Annotated in this window: 18 protein-coding genes; 7 read left to right on the forward strand and 11 right to left on the reverse strand. The window is 47.8% G+C overall.

Annotated elements, in window-relative coordinates:
* Nucleotides 1-82: 82 nt before the first annotated feature.
* The 7 genes from purB to nrdA all read right to left on the reverse strand — a co-directional run bounded on the left by purB (nucleotide 83) and on the right by nrdA (nucleotide 7,986).
* Nucleotides 83-1,453 carry an adenylosuccinate lyase gene (gene purB, locus QEZ41_RS03360; RefSeq protein ID WP_289409976.1) on the reverse strand — a complete coding sequence of 457 codons (1,371 nt, stop codon included), beginning with the start codon at nucleotides 1,451-1,453 and terminating at the stop codon, nucleotides 83-85.
* A 142-nt stretch (nucleotides 1,454-1,595) separates the two neighbouring features.
* The gene (locus QEZ41_RS03365; protein WP_353061882.1) at nucleotides 1,596-2,483 is read right to left on the reverse strand and encodes a DMT family transporter; all 888 of its coding nucleotides are present in this window, start codon (nucleotides 2,481-2,483) and stop codon (nucleotides 1,596-1,598) included.
* Entirely contained in the window at nucleotides 2,483-3,103 is a 621-nt protein-coding gene (gene hflD, locus QEZ41_RS03370; RefSeq protein ID WP_289409978.1) for a high frequency lysogenization protein HflD, read from the reverse strand. Before hflD ends, QEZ41_RS03365 begins: the two co-directional genes overlap by 1 nt.
* A complete protein-coding gene (mnmA, locus tag QEZ41_RS03375; protein WP_289409979.1) occupies nucleotides 3,100-4,224 on the reverse strand; it encodes a tRNA 2-thiouridine(34) synthase MnmA in 1,125 nt (374 codons plus the stop codon). Before mnmA ends, hflD begins: the two co-directional genes overlap by 4 nt.
* A 62-nt stretch (nucleotides 4,225-4,286) precedes the next feature.
* Nucleotides 4,287-4,553 (reverse strand): class I ribonucleotide reductase maintenance protein YfaE, encoded by a 267-nt coding sequence (yfaE, locus tag QEZ41_RS03380; protein WP_289409980.1) that lies wholly within the window; start codon nucleotides 4,551-4,553, stop codon nucleotides 4,287-4,289.
* Between the two features lie 8 nt (nucleotides 4,554-4,561).
* Entirely contained in the window at nucleotides 4,562-5,695 is a 1,134-nt protein-coding gene (gene nrdB, locus QEZ41_RS03385) for a class Ia ribonucleoside-diphosphate reductase subunit beta (protein ID WP_289409981.1), read from the reverse strand.
* Between the two features lie 14 nt (nucleotides 5,696-5,709).
* Nucleotides 5,710-7,986 carry a class 1a ribonucleoside-diphosphate reductase subunit alpha gene (nrdA, locus tag QEZ41_RS03390; RefSeq protein WP_289409982.1) on the reverse strand — a complete coding sequence of 759 codons (2,277 nt, stop codon included), beginning with the start codon at nucleotides 7,984-7,986 and terminating at the stop codon, nucleotides 5,710-5,712.
* Between the two features lie 326 nt (nucleotides 7,987-8,312).
* Between nrdA and QEZ41_RS03395 the strand changes: the two genes are divergently transcribed.
* Nucleotides 8,313-8,570 (forward strand): DUF1289 domain-containing protein, encoded by a 258-nt coding sequence (locus QEZ41_RS03395; protein WP_353061886.1) that lies wholly within the window; start codon nucleotides 8,313-8,315, stop codon nucleotides 8,568-8,570.
* On the opposite strand, the gene QEZ41_RS03400 is transcribed toward QEZ41_RS03395, so the two are convergent.
* On the reverse strand, nucleotides 8,567-9,010 hold the full coding sequence (locus QEZ41_RS03400) for an NUDIX hydrolase (RefSeq protein WP_289409983.1): 444 nt from the start codon (nucleotides 9,008-9,010) through the stop codon (nucleotides 8,567-8,569). The two genes, QEZ41_RS03395 and QEZ41_RS03400, sit on opposite strands and share 4 nt — an antisense overlap.
* A gap of 279 nt (nucleotides 9,011-9,289) precedes the next feature.
* On the opposite strand from QEZ41_RS03400, the gene icd reads away from it, so the two are divergent.
* Together icd and QEZ41_RS03410 are read left to right on the forward strand one after the other, a co-directional pair.
* Nucleotides 9,290-10,543, forward strand: coding sequence for an NADP-dependent isocitrate dehydrogenase (icd, locus tag QEZ41_RS03405; RefSeq protein WP_289409984.1), 1,254 nt, complete (start codon nucleotides 9,290-9,292; stop codon nucleotides 10,541-10,543).
* A gap of 77 nt (nucleotides 10,544-10,620) precedes the next feature.
* Nucleotides 10,621-11,190 carry a Smr/MutS family protein gene (locus QEZ41_RS03410; protein ID WP_289409985.1) on the forward strand — a complete coding sequence of 190 codons (570 nt, stop codon included), beginning with the start codon at nucleotides 10,621-10,623 and terminating at the stop codon, nucleotides 11,188-11,190.
* 6 nt (nucleotides 11,191-11,196) lie between these two features.
* Here the strand turns inward: QEZ41_RS03410 and dacB are convergent, their stop codons facing one another.
* Entirely contained in the window at nucleotides 11,197-12,636 is a 1,440-nt protein-coding gene (gene dacB, locus QEZ41_RS03415; RefSeq protein ID WP_289409986.1) for a D-alanyl-D-alanine carboxypeptidase/D-alanyl-D-alanine endopeptidase, read from the reverse strand.
* Between the two features lie 150 nt (nucleotides 12,637-12,786).
* On the opposite strand from dacB, the gene QEZ41_RS03420 reads away from it, so the two are divergent.
* A complete protein-coding gene (locus QEZ41_RS03420; protein WP_289409987.1) occupies nucleotides 12,787-13,122 on the forward strand; it encodes a YggL 50S ribosome-binding family protein in 336 nt (111 codons plus the stop codon).
* Nucleotides 13,123-13,194: 72 nt separating this feature from the next.
* Here QEZ41_RS03420 and QEZ41_RS03425 read toward each other — a convergent pair whose 3' ends face one another.
* Entirely contained in the window at nucleotides 13,195-13,518 is a 324-nt protein-coding gene (locus QEZ41_RS03425) for an Arc family DNA-binding protein (RefSeq protein WP_289409988.1), read from the reverse strand.
* Nucleotides 13,519-13,855: 337 nt separating this feature from the next.
* Here QEZ41_RS03425 and QEZ41_RS03430 point away from each other — a divergent pair, with 337 nt between their 5' ends.
* Complete coding sequence (locus tag QEZ41_RS03430; RefSeq protein WP_289409989.1) at nucleotides 13,856-14,401, forward strand: hypothetical protein; 546 nt, start codon at nucleotides 13,856-13,858, stop codon at nucleotides 14,399-14,401.
* A gap of 39 nt (nucleotides 14,402-14,440) precedes the next feature.
* Entirely contained in the window at nucleotides 14,441-15,091 is a 651-nt protein-coding gene (gene pdxH, locus QEZ41_RS03435; protein WP_289409990.1) for a pyridoxamine 5'-phosphate oxidase, read from the forward strand.
* Nucleotides 15,092-15,111: 20 nt separating this feature from the next.
* Here the strand turns inward: pdxH and QEZ41_RS03440 are convergent, their stop codons facing one another.
* A complete protein-coding gene (locus tag QEZ41_RS03440; protein WP_289409991.1) occupies nucleotides 15,112-15,348 on the reverse strand; it encodes a hypothetical protein in 237 nt (78 codons plus the stop codon).
* Between the two features lie 86 nt (nucleotides 15,349-15,434).
* On the opposite strand from QEZ41_RS03440, the gene QEZ41_RS03445 reads away from it, so the two are divergent.
* On the forward strand, nucleotides 15,435-15,896 hold the full coding sequence (locus QEZ41_RS03445) for an outer membrane lipoprotein (RefSeq protein ID WP_289409992.1): 462 nt from the start codon (nucleotides 15,435-15,437) through the stop codon (nucleotides 15,894-15,896).
* The last annotated feature ends 223 nt before the right edge of the window (nucleotides 15,897-16,119 follow it).

Raw genomic sequence — 16,119 nt, forward strand, 5'->3', positions numbered from 1 at the left:
TAGACGGGCAGTATTTACGCGACACCTGTGTGCTAGAACACACAGGTGTCGCGCATTAGATAGCTTCCTGAAAAGAAAGAGCCTAAACCTGCTTGGCTTGCTCGATAGCGTTGCCTATGTAGTTGGCAGGCGTGAGGGCGCGCAGCTCAACTTTGGCGGACTCAGGCAGCTCTAGGGTGTCGATAAACTCTTGCAGTGCTTGGGCAGTGATGCCTTTACCACGCGTCAGGTCTTTGAGTTTCTCATAGGGGTTTTCAATGCCATAGCGGCGCATGACGGTTTGCACTGGCTCAGCTAACACTTCCCAGCAGTTATCTAAGTCTTCGGCCAGTGAAGCAGCGTTCACTTCGAGCTTGCTAATACCTTTCAGGCTCGCTTCATAGGCAATCACACTGTGGGCAAAACCGACACCCAGATTGCGCAATACAGTGGAGTCGGTCAGGTCACGCTGCCAGCGCGATACGGGTAGTTTGCTCGCCAAGTGCTGGAAAATTGCATTGGCAATGCCAAGGTTGCCTTCTGAGTTTTCAAAGTCAATCGGGTTCACCTTGTGCGGCATGGTGGAGGAACCGATTTCACCTTCGACGGTTTTTTGTTTGAAGTAACCCAGCGAAATATAGCCCCACACATCGCGGTCAAAATCGAGCAGGATGGTGTTGAAGCGGGCAATGGCATCAAATAGCTCGGCAATGTAGTCGTGCGGTTCGATCTGCGTAGTGTAGGGGTTAAAGGTTAAACCCAAATCACCTTCAATAAATTCTTGTGCGTTAGCGACCCAGTCAATCTCTGGGTAGGCAGACAGGTGCGCATTGTAGTTGCCTACGGCGCCGTTGATTTTACCCAGCAAAGGTACTTGTTCAATCTGAGCGATTTGGCGCTCTAGACGATAGACCACGTTAGCCATTTCCTTACCGAGTGTGGTCGGGGAAGCGGGTTGACCGTGGGTGCGTGACAGCATAGGTACGGCGGCGAACTCATGGGCAAGTTGGCGAATGCTGTCCGCGACTTGGCGCATCAGGGGTAGCAGTACCTCATCGCGGCCTTCGCGCAGCATCAGCGCGTGGGACAGGTTGTTAATGTCTTCACTGGTGCAAGCAAAGTGAATGAATTCACTGACTTTAGCCAGTTCGGGCAGCTGTTGTGCTTGCTCTTTGAGCAGGTATTCCACCGCTTTTACGTCATGGTTGGTGGTGCGCTCGAATTCTTTGACCCGCTCAGCGTGTTCGATTTTAAAATTCTCGGCCAGCTCGTTAAGCAGTGTGTTGGCTTGCTCAGAAAAAGGCGCGACTTCACTGATTTGTGCGTGAGCAGCGAGGCGTTGCAGCCAGCGCACTTCGACATGGACACGGTTACGAATCAGACCGTATTCGCTAAAAATAGCGCGCAGGGAGGTAGTTCTGCTGCCGTAACGGCCATCGACTGGGGACACGGCGGTAAGCGGGGACAGTTGCATAGCGTTCTCTTTTAACAGTTTAAGTAATGAAATAAATTGCCGCATTGTACACCAAAGCGGTGCTGTGTTTTAAGGCAGTGTGGAAAAGTATCTAAGCCTGTGCGTGGCAGGTGAGCTTGGCTGAGGCGGTAAAGCCACAGGCCTAGAGCGGCGATTTAACGGATTCGGGGGTGCTCTTATTGCCTTTAGGGTGATAAATGCTGAGTAAACTGGCGCTAAAAATCAGCACTGCTCCCGTAATAGAGGTGCTATCTGGTGCTTCATTCCACAGTATCCAGCCAATCACGCCCGAAAAAATAATTGCCGAATAAGCAACCGGTCCAATCAAGCCCGGCGGTGCTAGCGAATAGGCTTTGGACATGATGATTTGGGCAAAGGAAGCCAACAGTCCGGCTGCCAACAGCACTAATAGCTGTGGTTGTGTTAACGGCTGCCATGACCAGCTCAGTGGCACTGCAGAGATCAGCATGCTAAATAAAGCATAGTAGAACACGATGCGGTAACTGGGCTCGCTGCCGCTAAGCTCACGAATGGAGACGAACGCGCTGGCGGCTAAGAGACTGGCGGCTAAGCCCACCAAGGATAGGCTGCTAAATAAAGCATCTGAAGGTTTGGCGACTAAAAAAACACCTATCAATCCCAGCACAGAAAGCACTAGCATGCGCGGTGTGAGCGGCTCTTTAAGCCAGAAGTACGCCAGGACGGGCGTGAATACCGGCGCTGAGTAGGTGAAAATCATAGCGTCTGCAAGCGGTAGATGGGCGATGGCATAAAAAAAGCAATACATGGCGCCCAAGCCAAAACCAGTACGCAAAAGATGGGACTTAACCCGTGCGGTCTTAAAGGGCTGAAAGCCTTTGACTAACACCAAAGGTAGGAAAATCAACACCCCAACCAGGTTGCGGAAGAAGACAATGCTTTCATTACCAACTGTGGCTGAGGCTTCGCGCACAAAAACACCCATCAGCGAGAACAGTAGCGCAGAAAGTGCCAGCAAGGCAGCACCCTGAAGAGGGCGAACACTGCGCATTAATGGGCAAGGCGATGCTGTAGCGCGTTAAGCATAGCGCGGCGTTTAAACAGGAGTTGCCAGCGATGACCACCAAGTTGGCGCCACAAACGCGCGGAACGGATACCCGCAAAGAGGAGGGCGCGAATTTTAGAGGCCGTGAGTTCGTGCTGCAAAAAACGCATATCGCCGTGTACCTGAATACGCTGGTTAAAGGTACTGATGGTGTCTTGATACAAAGCAGCGCAAGCACTGATAGTGGCGGCACTGGTGATGTCTACATGCTCAAGTTGGCGTTCTATTTGTTCCAGACGCCGGGCTGTAAGTTCAAGCAAGTCATCGCGGCGTGCAAACTGCTGCTCAAGACTGAGCATGGCGAGTGCGTAGCGCAGGCTTTCACGCGGCAGATTATGCGCATCACGTAGCAAAGCAGCCTGCAGGGTGCGGTAACCATCGAGTAGGGCGTAATCATCCCCACCATAAACAGCGAGGGTATCCGGTGGGTTGCGTACCAACAGGGTTTTTAACATATTGCCTAAAGCTGCATCATGGATTTGACCGGTATTGGCAAGTTTATGCACCAAGTGGGCAGCCTGAAATACACCGCCCAAGGCGATTAACTGTTCTTGTAAGGGGGTCATGGACGTACAATCTCCTCATCCCAAGGGGTGCAGGCCTCAATAATGCCACCGCCCAAACATGTTTCCCCGTCGTAAAAAACAATGGATTGCCCAAGCGTTACCGCGCGTTGCGGTTGGGCAAAAGTGACCCAGTAGCCGTCTTCGCACTGCTTTATTTGACAGGCTTGATCAGGTTGGCGGTAGCGTACCTTAGCGGTTAAACCGTCAAGGGTTGTTATATCTACGGGATTAATCCAGTTCACTTGGCGAGTCAGCAAGCGTCGAGAAAATAACCAGGGATGTTCATTACCTTGGCCGACAATCAATACATTACGTTTAAGGTCTTTAGCTAGCACGTACCAAGGGTCTTCGCTGGCGTTTTTCATACCGCCAATGCCCAGTCCTTGCCGTTGGCCGATGGTGTGGTACATCAAACCAGCGTGCTCGCCGATTACTTGCCCGTCGGTGGTTTCAATGGTGCCGGGCTGGGCGGGTAAGTACTGTTTGAGGAAGTCAGTAAAACGGCGCTCGCCGATAAAACAAATACCGGTTGAGTCTTTTTTGCTGGCCGTAATCAAACCGTGCTGCTCAGCCAGTGCGCGTACAGCAGGCTTTTCTAATGCGCCAATAGGGAACAGGCTTTGGCCGATTTCATTACCGCCTACGGCGTGTAGAAAATAGCTTTGGTCTTTATTGTTATCCAGACCTTTGAGCAGCAGGCTGTGACCGTTACGATCAACGCGGCGCACGTAATGACCCGTAGCGATAAGGTCGGCACCTAGGTGTTTGGCATAATCCAAAAAAGCTTTAAATTTGATTTCGCGATTGCAGAGAATATCTGGGTTCGGTGTGCGTCCGGCTTGGTATTCCTGCAGGAAGTGCTCAAACACGTTGTCCCAGTACTCAGCCGCGAAATTGGCTGTGTGCAGCACGATACCAAGCGTGTCGCACACAGCTTGCGCATCAGCGAGGTCTTCTTTGGCGGTGCAGTATTCGGTGCCGTCGTCTTCTTCCCAGTTTTTCATAAACAGGCCTTCGACCTGATAGCCTTGCTGCAGCAACAGCAAAGCGGCTACTGAGGAATCAACACCGCCGGACATGCCGACAATTACACGGGTTTGGTTTGGATTTGAATTTGTCATTGTGCGCAGGAGATTGCTAGTTTGAAAGAAGCGCATTCTAGCAGGTTTTGGCCTGCTAGATGTTAGCCTTGCAGCTTACTTAGTAAATGAACTTTAACTCTGAGCGGCTCTTCAACACGGCAGCAGCAGGGCAATATTTCGCTGCTGCGCACGTAGGCCAAAGGAGGTTTATCGTAACTGACACTGCCTGCGGTTAATGGAATGCGGCAGGCACCACAGTAACCACTACGACATTGGTATTCGATGTGGTGCCCAGTGCGTTGCAGACCATCGAGCAGACTTTCGTTTTCTTTTAGCTCAAAAATCAGATCTTCGGTGATAACTTGCATAACGGAATTTATAGCTCAAACTCACCTAGATCATCGACAGAAACGGAAGAGTCGATTTGCCCAACTAGATAAGAACTTACTTCCACTTCTTGCGGAGCTACTTGCACGTTATCTGATACAAGCCAGGCGTTAATCCAAGGAATTGGGTTTTGCTTGGCGCCAGCAAAAGCAGGTTCTAAACCGACCGCAGCCATCCGCAGGTTAGTAATGTATTCAACATACTGGCTGAGAATATCTAAGTTAAGACCAATCATGGAGCCGTCTTTAAACAGGTATTTAGCCCATTCTTTTTCCTGCTGTGCGGCATGTTTAAACATATCCACGGACTCTTGATAACAGGACTTAGCAACTTCAGCCATCTCTGGATCATCCTGACCGTTTTGCATGATATTAAGAATGTGCTGGGTGCCGGTTAGGTGCAGGGCTTCATCACGGGCAATCAGGCGAATGATTTTCGCATTACCTTCCATCAGCCTGCGCTCGGCAAAGGCAAAGGAGCAGGCAAAACTGACATAGAAGCGAATGGCTTCAAGGATATTTACACTCATCATGCACAGATAGAGTTTGCGCTTGAGTTCGAACAACTCAACGGTCTCTGTTTTGCCATTCACCACGTGCTTGCCTACGCCGTATTTTAAATACAGCATGCTGTATTGGATGAGATCGTCATAGTATTTAGAGATGTCAGTGGCGCGCTCAATAATGTGATCGTTACGCATAATGTCATCAAAGACGACGCTAGGGTCATTCACAATATTGCGAATAATGTGCGTGTAGGAGCGAGAATGAATGGTCTCTGAGAATGACCAGGTTTCAATCCAGGTTTCTAGTTCTGGAATGGACACCAGCGGTAAAAACGCCACGTTGGGACTGCGACCTTGGATAGAGTCCAGTAGAGTTTGATACTTCAGGTTGCTGATAAATATATGTTTTTCATGATCCGGCAGGCTTTGGTAATGGGCACGGTCTTGTGATACATCAACCTCTTCCGGACGCCAGAAAAAAGACAGTTGTTTTTCGATAAGCTTTTCAAAAATAGGATATTTCTGCTGATCGTAACGCGCAACGTTGACCGGTTGGCCGAAAAACATAGGCTCTTTTAGTTGATCGTTATCTGTCTGACAAAAAATACTGTATTTCATACTCTGCTCTCCGATTAAATTTTGCAGGCGCCGCCGGCACAGCCGTCATCCATATCTGCTTGAGAATCTTCTGCTCCATCACGGGTGTTTTGGTAATAGAGGGTTTTTAAACCAAATTTGTAGGCGGTTAACAAGTCTTTGAGTAGCTGGCGCATTGGCACACGACCGCCTTCAAAGCGTTGTGGATCATAGTTGGTGTTGGCGGAAATCGCCTGATCAACAAACTTTTGCATAATACCAACAAGGTGTAAGTAACCTTCGTTATTGGGCATGTTCCATAACAGCTCGTAATTGTCTTTTAGGCGCTCGTACTCAGGCACCACTTGCTTGAGAATGCCATCTTTAGACTGCTTCACACTTACCAATCCACGCGGTGGTTCGATACCGTTGGTGGCGTTAGAGATCTGACTGGAGGTTTCAGAAGGCATCAATGATGACAGGGTTGAGTTACGCAAACCGTGGGCTTTAATATCTTGGCGCAGGGTTTCCCAGTCAAAATGCAGCGGTTCTTGGCAGATGTTATCAATATCTTTTTTATAGGTATCGATAGGCAAAATACCCTGTGAGTAAGTGGTTTCATCAAAAGCAGGGCAGGCGCCAAAGTCTTTAGCCAGATTGTTAGATGCTTTGAGTAAGTAGTACTGGATAGCTTCAAAAGTGCGGTGCGTCAATGCGTTGGCAGAACCGTCGGAATAGCGCACACCATTTTTTGCCAAGTAGTAAGCATAGTTAATTACACCTATGCCCAGCGTGCGGCGTTTCATAGAGGCATTGCGTGCCGCTTCGATTGGGTAGTCTTGGTAATCCAGCAAAGAATCCAAAGCACGTACCGCTAGGTCTGCCAGCTCTTCCAATTCTTCCAGGCTATTGATAGCGCCAAGGTTAAAGGCAGAAAGGGTGCACAGCGCAATTTCCTTGTCCGTGTCATTGATGTTTTCCAGCGGGCTAGTAGGCAATGCAATTTCAAGGCACAGGTTAGACTGACGTATGGGTGCAACGCTGGGATCGAAGGGGCTGTGCGTATTACAGTGGTCTACGTTTTGGATGTAGATACGACCGGTGTTGGCACGTTCTTGCATCATGAGTGAGAACAGCTCAACGGCAGGAATGCTGCGTTTGCGGATGCTAAGGTCTGACTCGTACTGCAAATACAGGCGCTCAAACTCATCCTGATCAGCGAAAAATGCCTCATATAAGCCCGGAACATCGTGCGGGGAGAAGAGGGTGATGTTTTCACTTTTAATCAAGCGTTGGTACATCAGCTTGTTGATTTGTACACCGTAGTCCATGTGACGTACGCGGTTTTCTTCTACACCGCGGTTGTTTTTCAGAACTAACAAAGATTCCACTTCAAGGTGCCACATGGGGTAAAACAATGTAGCAGCACCGCCGCGAACACCGCCCTGCGAGCAAGATTTAACCGCAGCTTGGAATAGCTTAAAGAAAGGAATACAACCGGTGTGTTGGGCTTCACCACCACGGATTGGGCTGCCTAGTGCGCGAATGCGTCCGGCGTTAATCCCAATACCGGCACGCAGCGAGACGTATTTAACAATGGCGGCAGTGGTAGTGCTGATGGAGTCGAGGCTGTCGCCACATTCAATCAGTACGCAAGAGCTAAACTGGCGCGAAGGTGTGCGTACACCCGCCATAATGGGCGTGGGCAGCGAAATTTTAAACTGGGAAATGGCATCGTAAAAACGCACCACATATTCCAAGCGCGTGTCTTTTGGGTAGTTAGAAAACAAACACATACCGATGAGCATGTAGAGCATTTGTGGGCTTTCGTAAACTTCACCGGTGACGCGGTTTTGCACCAAATATTTGCCTTCCAACTGCTTGACCGCTGCATAGGAGAAGTTCATGTCACGCGCGTGGTCGATTGCATCGTTGAGTCTGTCGAACTCTTCCCTGCTGTAATCCTGCAAAATATGTTCATCGTAGCGCTGCTCTGCGGTGAGCTTGGTTACGTGGTCAAATAAGTGCGGCGGCTCAAACTCACCATAGGCGACTTTGCGTAGATGGAAAATGGCTAAACTGGCAGCCATATATTGATAATCGGGTGTTTCGGCAGAAATAAGATCAGCGGCAGCCTTGATAATTGTTTCGTGAATGTCTTTTGTATGAATGCCATCATAGAACTGAATGTGTGATTTAAGCTCAACCTGAGAAACAGATACGTTATCTAAACCCATCGCTGCCCAATCGAGGACGCGGTGAATTTTATCTAGGTTTATTGGCTCTTTACGGCCATCGCGTTTGGTTACCTGGATGGCGTTAAAATCGGTCATAATCAGTGTCCTTTAGGGTTTTATGCGTAAAAGATGCGCGAACAGTGGAGTGGCGCGAAACACAATATGCTGTGTTTGGGAGATAATTTTCACGCAATATAAGGGAATAAGCGCCTGCTATCAACTAGTAAATTTGTGAACTAAACCTTGACTGTCGGCTAAGCCAATATTGGCGAGGCTTAAGCATTATACCCAGTAAAAAGTCAGGGGCGAAGCAAAGACGCGTACACAAAAAGCAACGGGTTAAGTATGCTTGAGCAAGCAACAGACTAAAAAAGCGTAGTATGTTGACCACAACAAAACCTATTTGTTAGGCGTAATCGGTGATGGAACAGTTAGAGTTTTTTGAAATCCCAAGCCCATGTATTGGTGTCTGTGAAGTGAATAACAGAGGCTATTGCAAGGGCTGCTTTCGTTCCCGAGATGAGCGCCAGTTTTGGTTGCAGTACGATGCAAACCAAAAGCGAGACGTAGTGCGCTTGTGTCAACAACGTAAGGCTCGGGTTATGGCGGCGCGCAATGCGTTACTACTCGAGCAAAAACAGCTGCCGGATGGTGGCAGCGATCAATCCGAGCTGTTTTAAAAGACTCCCTTCATAACGCTCAGTGGATACACAGAGCCCGCTAAATAATCGTTAAGGCTTTGTAACACTAAAGGGCTGCGGCATTGTTCTTGTCGTTCAAGTAGCTGGGCATGCGATAACCACAGCGCTTCAATAATTCCCGCGTCCAATGCGCGTTCTGGCTGGTGCATGATGGGCTTGGCGGCAAAACAAATTCTCTGGTAAGTCACGCCATTAGGTGCTTGGTATAGATAAATCCCTACCAGTGCAGTGAGTTCTACAAGCCAGGCGGTTTCTTCTAAAGTTTCACGAATTGCCGCTTGATTTAGACTTTCGTCCATTTCTAAGTGACCGGCAGGTTGGTTTAATACCTTGGTGTTTTTTGCGAACTCTTTGACAAAAAGAAAGCGTCCATGCTGTTCGACTATAGTCGCTACCGTTATATGTGGAGCGAAAGACATAGTGTTTCTCCGTTTAATGCAATTAGGCGCAGTAGACAGCTGTAATTTACAGTTAAAGCCATGTAGTGCCTTTTTAGTTTGACTACATCGTGCTAATGGGTATTGTGAAGCGCGCAACAATAGTTGTATATGTGTTAACATTCATCCGTTACAAATACGTATTTAATACATAGGTAAATTCTTGGTTCCATCGTTTTACCTAATTAATTAGCTTTATTGCTGCCATGCCACACGCGTGGCAGATTTATTGTACGATCACCTTAACCAATGGAGTTCAGCATGGGATACCAAAAGATCCAAGTGCCAGCTGGTGACAAAATCACCGTTAATGCCGACATGTCCTTAACCGTTCCAAATAACCCAATCATTCCTTACATCGAGGGTGATGGTATTGGTACTGATATCAGCCCAGTAATGATCAAAGTGGTTGATGCAGCGGTTGAGAAAGCATATGGCGGTCAGCGTAAAATTTCCTGGATGGAAGTGTATGCTGGCGAAAAAGCCACTCAGGTTTATGATTCTGAAACCTGGTTACCAGAAGAAACCCTAGAAGCTGTACGTGACTACGTTGTTTCTATTAAGGGTCCATTAACCACTCCAGTGGGTGGTGGCATTCGTTCCTTGAACGTAGCTCTGCGTCAACAGCTTGATCTTTATGTGTGCTTGCGTCCAGTACGCTGGTTCGAAGGCGTACCAAGCCCTGTTAAGCGCCCGCAAGACACAGATATGGTTATCTTCCGTGAGAACTCAGAAGATATTTACGCCGGTGTTGAGTGGCAAGCAGGTACACCAGAAGCCGATAAAGTTATCAAGTTCTTAACCGAAGAAATGGGCGCAACTAAAATTCGCTTCACTGAAAACTGCGGTATCGGTATCAAGCCAGTTTCTGAGCAGGGTACCAAGCGTTTAGTACGTAAGGCGTTGCAGTACGCAGTAGATAACAACCGCGAATCCGTAACCATCGTGCACAAAGGCAACATCATGAAATTCACCGAAGGTGCTTTCAAAGATTGGGGCTACGAAGTTGCACGTGATGAGTTTGGTGCAGAGTTATTGGATGGCGGTCCTTGGATGCAGTTCAAGAATCCTAACACAGGCACAAATATCGTTGTTAAAGATGCTATTGCTGACGCCATGCTGCAGCAAATCGTTCTGCGTCCAGCAGAGTACGACGTTATTGCAACCTTGAACCTAAACGGTGACTACATTTCTGACGCACTTGCGGCGCAGGTTGGTGGTATTGGTATCGCACCCGGTGCGAACCTATCTGACAGCGTTGCTATGTTCGAAGCGACTCACGGTACAGCACCTAAGTACGCAGGTCAGGACAAAGTGAACCCAGGTTCACTGATTCTTTCTGCAGAAATGATGTTACGCCACATGGGTTGGACTGAAGCAGCTGATTTAATCATTGATGGTATCAATGGCGCGATCTCTGACAAGACCGTAACCTATGACTTTGAGCGTCTGATGGACGATGCTAAGCTGCTGTCCTGCTCAGAGTTTGGTGATGCAATGATTGCTAAAATGTAATTTTTGACATTACTTCGTAACACAAAACGCCTCACTCTTTGTTAGTGGGGCGTTTTTATTCGTGTGATGAGATAGCCATGACAACCGATGACGACTTCGCCATATTTGCCCAGCAAATGCAGGGTGTTCGACGTATTCATGTCGATCAGGCGGATACTGGAAAGAAACGAACGAACTCTAAACTGCTTTCTGGCCGGCGGGCGAATGCGGTAGAGACTGTAACAGAGCTTAAAGTGGACGGGCTATCGGATCAGTTTGTCCTAGATGTGGGTCCTGAGGATTTTTTGCTGTGGCAAAGTAATGGTGTGCAAGACAGCCAATTACGCCGTTTAAAAGCAGGGCAAATCCCTTTTGATGGCAGCATCGACCTGCACGGTATGAGCGTAGAGGAAGCGCGTTCTGAGTTGTGGGAGTTTTTAGCCGAAGCCGTACGCCTAGAAGTGCGCTGTGTGCGTGTTACCCATGGTAAATCCAATCGCCCTGATGGGCGCAAGCCTATTCTGAAAAGTCATGCCAACACCTGGTTGCGCCAACACGACAGAGTACTCGCCTTTAGCTCTTGCTTGCCTAAGCATGGTGGTACAGGTGCACTGTACGTGCTGCTGCGCCGAACCATGCTGGAAGGACGGGATGAGCCTGTATTCTAGAGGCTGTTAGCGTATTGGCGTTTGTAGGTGCAGAGAGTTCAATAGCGAATCTAAAATACCGTTGTGAATATTGACGGGGTGGTTAAGGATAGCCACTATCACCCAAGGTTCACCGTCTTTATCATTACTGTAGCCAGCAATGGCGCGAACGTTTCTTAAAGTCCCAGTTTTGATGCGTGCTTGGCCGGCTATGGGGCTTCTACGCAAGCGTCTGCTCATAGTGCCGTCAATAGCTACTAGAGGTAATGAGGCCTGAAACTCAGCCGCATAAGGACTGCTGGCCGCATCTTTAAGCATCAATGCCAGCTCGTAAGCGCTTAACCTTTCCGAACGTGATAGACCTGAGCCGTTTTCAATAATCAGGCTAGGACGCTGGATGCCTTTGCTTTTCCACCATTCAATAACTACGCGTTTAGCTGCTTCAGCATCATCTGTGTCCGTGGCAAGCCGGTTGTTAGCGCCGATAGTTAAAAAAAGTTGCTTGGCCATAGCGTTGTTGCTGAATTTGTTTACATCACGAATGGCTTCGGCAACTGAAATCGAAGGTAATGAGCTTAAACGACTGGCAGAACGAGGCGTGACTGCGAAAACAGTTTTGCCGGAAATTGTTCCGCCCATATCTTCCCAAGTACTGCGAATGATTCCAGCGGCGTAACGCTCATGCTCCATAAAAGCAAAATACTTTTGCGTTGAGCAACCTTCCGGAATAGAACCCGTCACTCTCAGTGTGTGCCTCTCATCAGTTTGCAATGGGTGGAAATATACTTTGGTGTGTGCGTTACAGTTTTGTGGTGGTATGACCCGCACCTGATTGTCCACCATCACATCGGGGATAAAGGGATCGCTGGTTACTGTAGCGCCGGTTAGGCTACCGGTCACAATGAAGCGTTGCGCGTTAAAGTTAACCAATAAGCTGCTGCCATCCACCATAAAAGGTCGATACAGATCGCCTTTCTCGCCATCAAAAGCTTTAAAGCTTTCGATTTGATAAAAAGAACCGTCTAAAACTAGGTCGCCATTGATGTGGCTGATGCCCTGTAGTTTTAGGTTGCGCAGCAGCAACCAGAGACGTTCTATCGTTAACTTAGGGTCGCCACCACTACGGAAATACAGGTTGCCATTGAGTTTATTACCCTCGATTTTTCCATCGGTGAGCAAATCGGTGCGCCAGGTAAAGGCCGGGCCTAAGTTTTCCAATGCAGCATAAGTAGTCACCAGCTTAATAACGGATGCAGGATTAACGCTGGTGTTTGCGTTATAGAAGGTTCCTTTGCTGGTTGAGTTTTTGTTTAACGGCAATGTAACCAAGGCAAGCGCATGTGTAGGCAACTGGTTTTTTTGTAAGATTTTTTGCACGTCGGTTAAATTGGGGTGTGCAGAATGTGCTTGAAGGTGGAATGTGGAGAAAGTAAGTGCAAGGGTGAAGCTGAGTATTTTACGTAACATTTTAACTACTACTGCCTAAGGGAGGGTGAGACGCTTATTGTTACGCACTTTATCAAGTAATAGGCGGTTGATGAAGCAGTAAATTTTTTCGCGTATGGCTTTTTGTAAGAACAACTCTGTTAAGATACGCGCACAAATAGGAGACCTACTATGGCTAAAAATCGTTCCCGTCGTTTACGTAAAAAACTTTGTGTTGATGAGTTCCAAGAATTAGGCTTTGAAGTGCAGCTTGAGTACCCAGAAGACACTACAGATGAGACCGTTGAAGCGTTCTTTTCTGACTTTATTGTGCAAGCCATAGAAGCAAATGGTTTGGCGCTGATTGGCGGTCCAGAGTACTCATTGGTGTGCTTGGCAAAGCGTGGCTCGGTCAGCGAAGAGCAGCGCGCTGCTGTTGAAGGCTGGCTTAAAGCACGTAAAGAGCATAGCTCTTGCACCGTTAGTCCGTTATTGGATGCTTGGTATCCAGGTAATGCGATAGCGTAAGTGATGCATGTAAAACGATGCACATATAAAAAAACGCCACATTTAAGTGGCGTTTTTTATTGCAGAGAAGAACTAGTCTTCGTTCTGGGTATCAATATCATGTGTAATCAATGCCAGCAGAGCGTTTTGCTGACGTTGAGCTAAAAAGCGAAAGTGTTGCAGCAACTCACGCTCATGAATGCTGAGTTCAGGGCTATCTATGCGTAAGCCTTGTTCTAAGTTAACTCCATCTTCCTGGTTAAGGCTCTGCTCTATGCGCGCTATTATTTCTGAGTTCATACTGCGGTGATTGTTGCGTGCTACCTCAGCGATACGATTGCGCATGCCTGAAGGCAAGCGAACAACAAACTTGTCAGCAGTACGGCTAGTGTTGGCAATTTTTCTTGCAGTGCTCATATATCAACCAATCAGTGTAATAAGTTTAATGAAATGATAATAAAACCGGGCGCATCTTGCAGTGAAACTAATCGTAGGTGTAGGTAATTTTCCAGAAATTACAAACCTTAAGGCGCTTTATAAGTACGTACAATACTTTAACGCTAACACTAAAATAGTCAATTAGAAAAGCAATTTGATACAAATAGGCCTATAGCTGCAGGGTTGTTACTGTTGTTTGGTGCACAGGCAATGCTTAAGCAAGCACAGTTTGGCGATGCGTTTGATTTTCAGCGCTCTACTTAAGGTTTTTTGGTGTAAAGTACGCCTTTATTTTTGTGAAGAAGCGGGTGGCAAAATGAGAAAATTATGGGTTTTCCTAACCCTGTCCTTAAGCTTAATGTTTGCTAGCGCAGTGCTTGCAGCTGATAAAAAAGCGGCGAAGTGGAATTTATCACGCTTACCTGTATTGCAAGAAGCCGTGGCGGGAACCACCTTTGAGTTGCACGAGCTAGAGGATGCGTTGTTAATTAAAGTGTATGCCGCGGGCACCTTTAAACCTGAACGTCCAGAGCTGTTACTGCCATCGGCTTTAAGTAAGGTGGGTCAACTAGGGCGACACTTAGCCGCGGATCAAGAGCTCTCTATTTTGGTGTTGGGCATGTCGGCAGAACAAAAAAACTCAATCAAGCAGCAAGAGATTAGTCATGCGCGCGCTAAATCCTTGGCCAGCATTTTGCGTTTAAATAAGATTTCAACGGTACGTATGCAAGCTTTTGGCGTGGGAGCATCACCACAAGCGGGCCCAGAGCTGGCCGCCAGTATTCTTATCGTTCCTGTCAACGAGTTGCCGACCTTTGCCGCACATTTCCGCGAAACCCCAATATTTTTAGCGCACGAATAATTCAATAGCCAAAAATACATTCCAACAGAGCAGCACGTCATGAACCATGAAGAACTGGCGCACATGCGCAGAAACTATATTAAAGAGGGTTTACTCGAACAACATGCCCCCGCTGATCCTTTTGCGTTGTTTGATTTATGGTTGGAACAGGCTGTAGCTACCGAGCTGGCACCCACAGAGCCTAATGCCATGACGCTGGCAACCGCTGATGCGCAGGGGCAGCCACACTGTCGCGTGCTGCTACTTAAAGACTTTGATGAGTCGGGTTTTGTTTTTTATACCAATTATCAAAGCAATAAAGGCTTGGAGATTGAGAAAAACCCCAAGGCAGCGATGATGTTTTTTTGGCCTGTACTTGAGCGCCAAGTGCGTATTGAAGGTCGGCTTGAAAAAGTAAGCGAGCAGGAGTCGGATGAGTACTTTCAAATTCGTCCTTTAGGAAGTCGCATTGGTGCGTGGGCCTCGCCACAAAGTAGACCACTGCGTGACAGAGCAGAGCTGGAAGAGCGGGTTGTCCAAGCCCAGTCACGTTTTCAACAAGATCCACCGCGACCACCGTACTGGGGCGGTTATAAACTGGTGGCAAACAGCATTGAGTTTTGGCAGGGGCGACCGGATCGCTTGCACGACCGTTTGTTTTACCTAAAGCAGAGTACAAATGACTGGTTGCGCCAACGCTTAGCACCTTAAGCGTTGGGCGATGAGACGCTTTAGTTGGTTGTGTAGCGGTCTGCGGCGGCTTGTAACCATGTTGCTAGTTCACGTTTTGGGATTTTCAGCTGCTGTGCTTGCGCCAGTTGCTCTAGCATATAGGCCTGTTTAGCTTTGTCTTTTTCAGCCATTGATAAGGCAAGGTCACGGTTAACCCAGCGCTTAATGCGCACGTAAAGCCACCAGTGAAAATAAAATCCAGAAATGCTTACCACTGCAACAATAAAATAATCCATATAAAACTCTTACCTGATTTGGAAGTCTTAAGACTCACGGGGTCATAACTTGTTTGATAATAAATCGAGCAAAGGAGAAATAGAATATGCTTAAAACAAGTCTAATCGCAATCCTTTTGACCAGCACGGCGCTGGTCTCCGGGTGTGCTAGTAAGCTCAGCGGGGAAAGTTACTCGCGTGATGAAGCGCGCCAAGTGCAGACTGTACGTATGGGAACAATTGAATCTCTGCGTCCCGTTAAAATTGAAGGTACAAAAACGCCGATTGGAGCCGGTACAGGTGCGGTAATAGGTGGTATTGCCGGCAGTGGTGTTGGTGGCGGTCGTGGTAGTGCTGTGGCAGCGGTTATCGGTGCAGTAGCAGGGGGAATGATCGGTGCGGCCACTGAAGAAGGGCTAACACGTACACAGGGTGTTGAAATCACAGTGCGTGAAGATGATGGTGTGATGCGCGCCTATGTGCAGGCATTAAACCCCAATGAAACCTTCCATGTGGGTGACCGTGTACGTATCACTAATGTAAAAGGCACCTACCGAGTAAGCCGCTAGTAACCTGTAACACCTTACAAAGGTTCCACGACAAATAAACACTCCAGCTGTATATCTTAGTAATGTTTAGGTATGCCGCTGGAGTTTTGTAACATTTTGAATTTTAATGCGGGTTTTCTTGAATAGACAGTTAAGGTTATCGTATAAAATAATTTTAGCGTATGCGCACGCTTGGTATGGTTTCGTCCTGCATAAAGCGTAATAACAAGAACTGGGGATTCAA

Origin of the sequence: Thiopseudomonas acetoxidans (assembly GCF_030362935.1) — a bacterium.
GTDB lineage: Bacteria > Pseudomonadota > Gammaproteobacteria > Pseudomonadales > Pseudomonadaceae > Thiopseudomonas > Thiopseudomonas acetoxidans.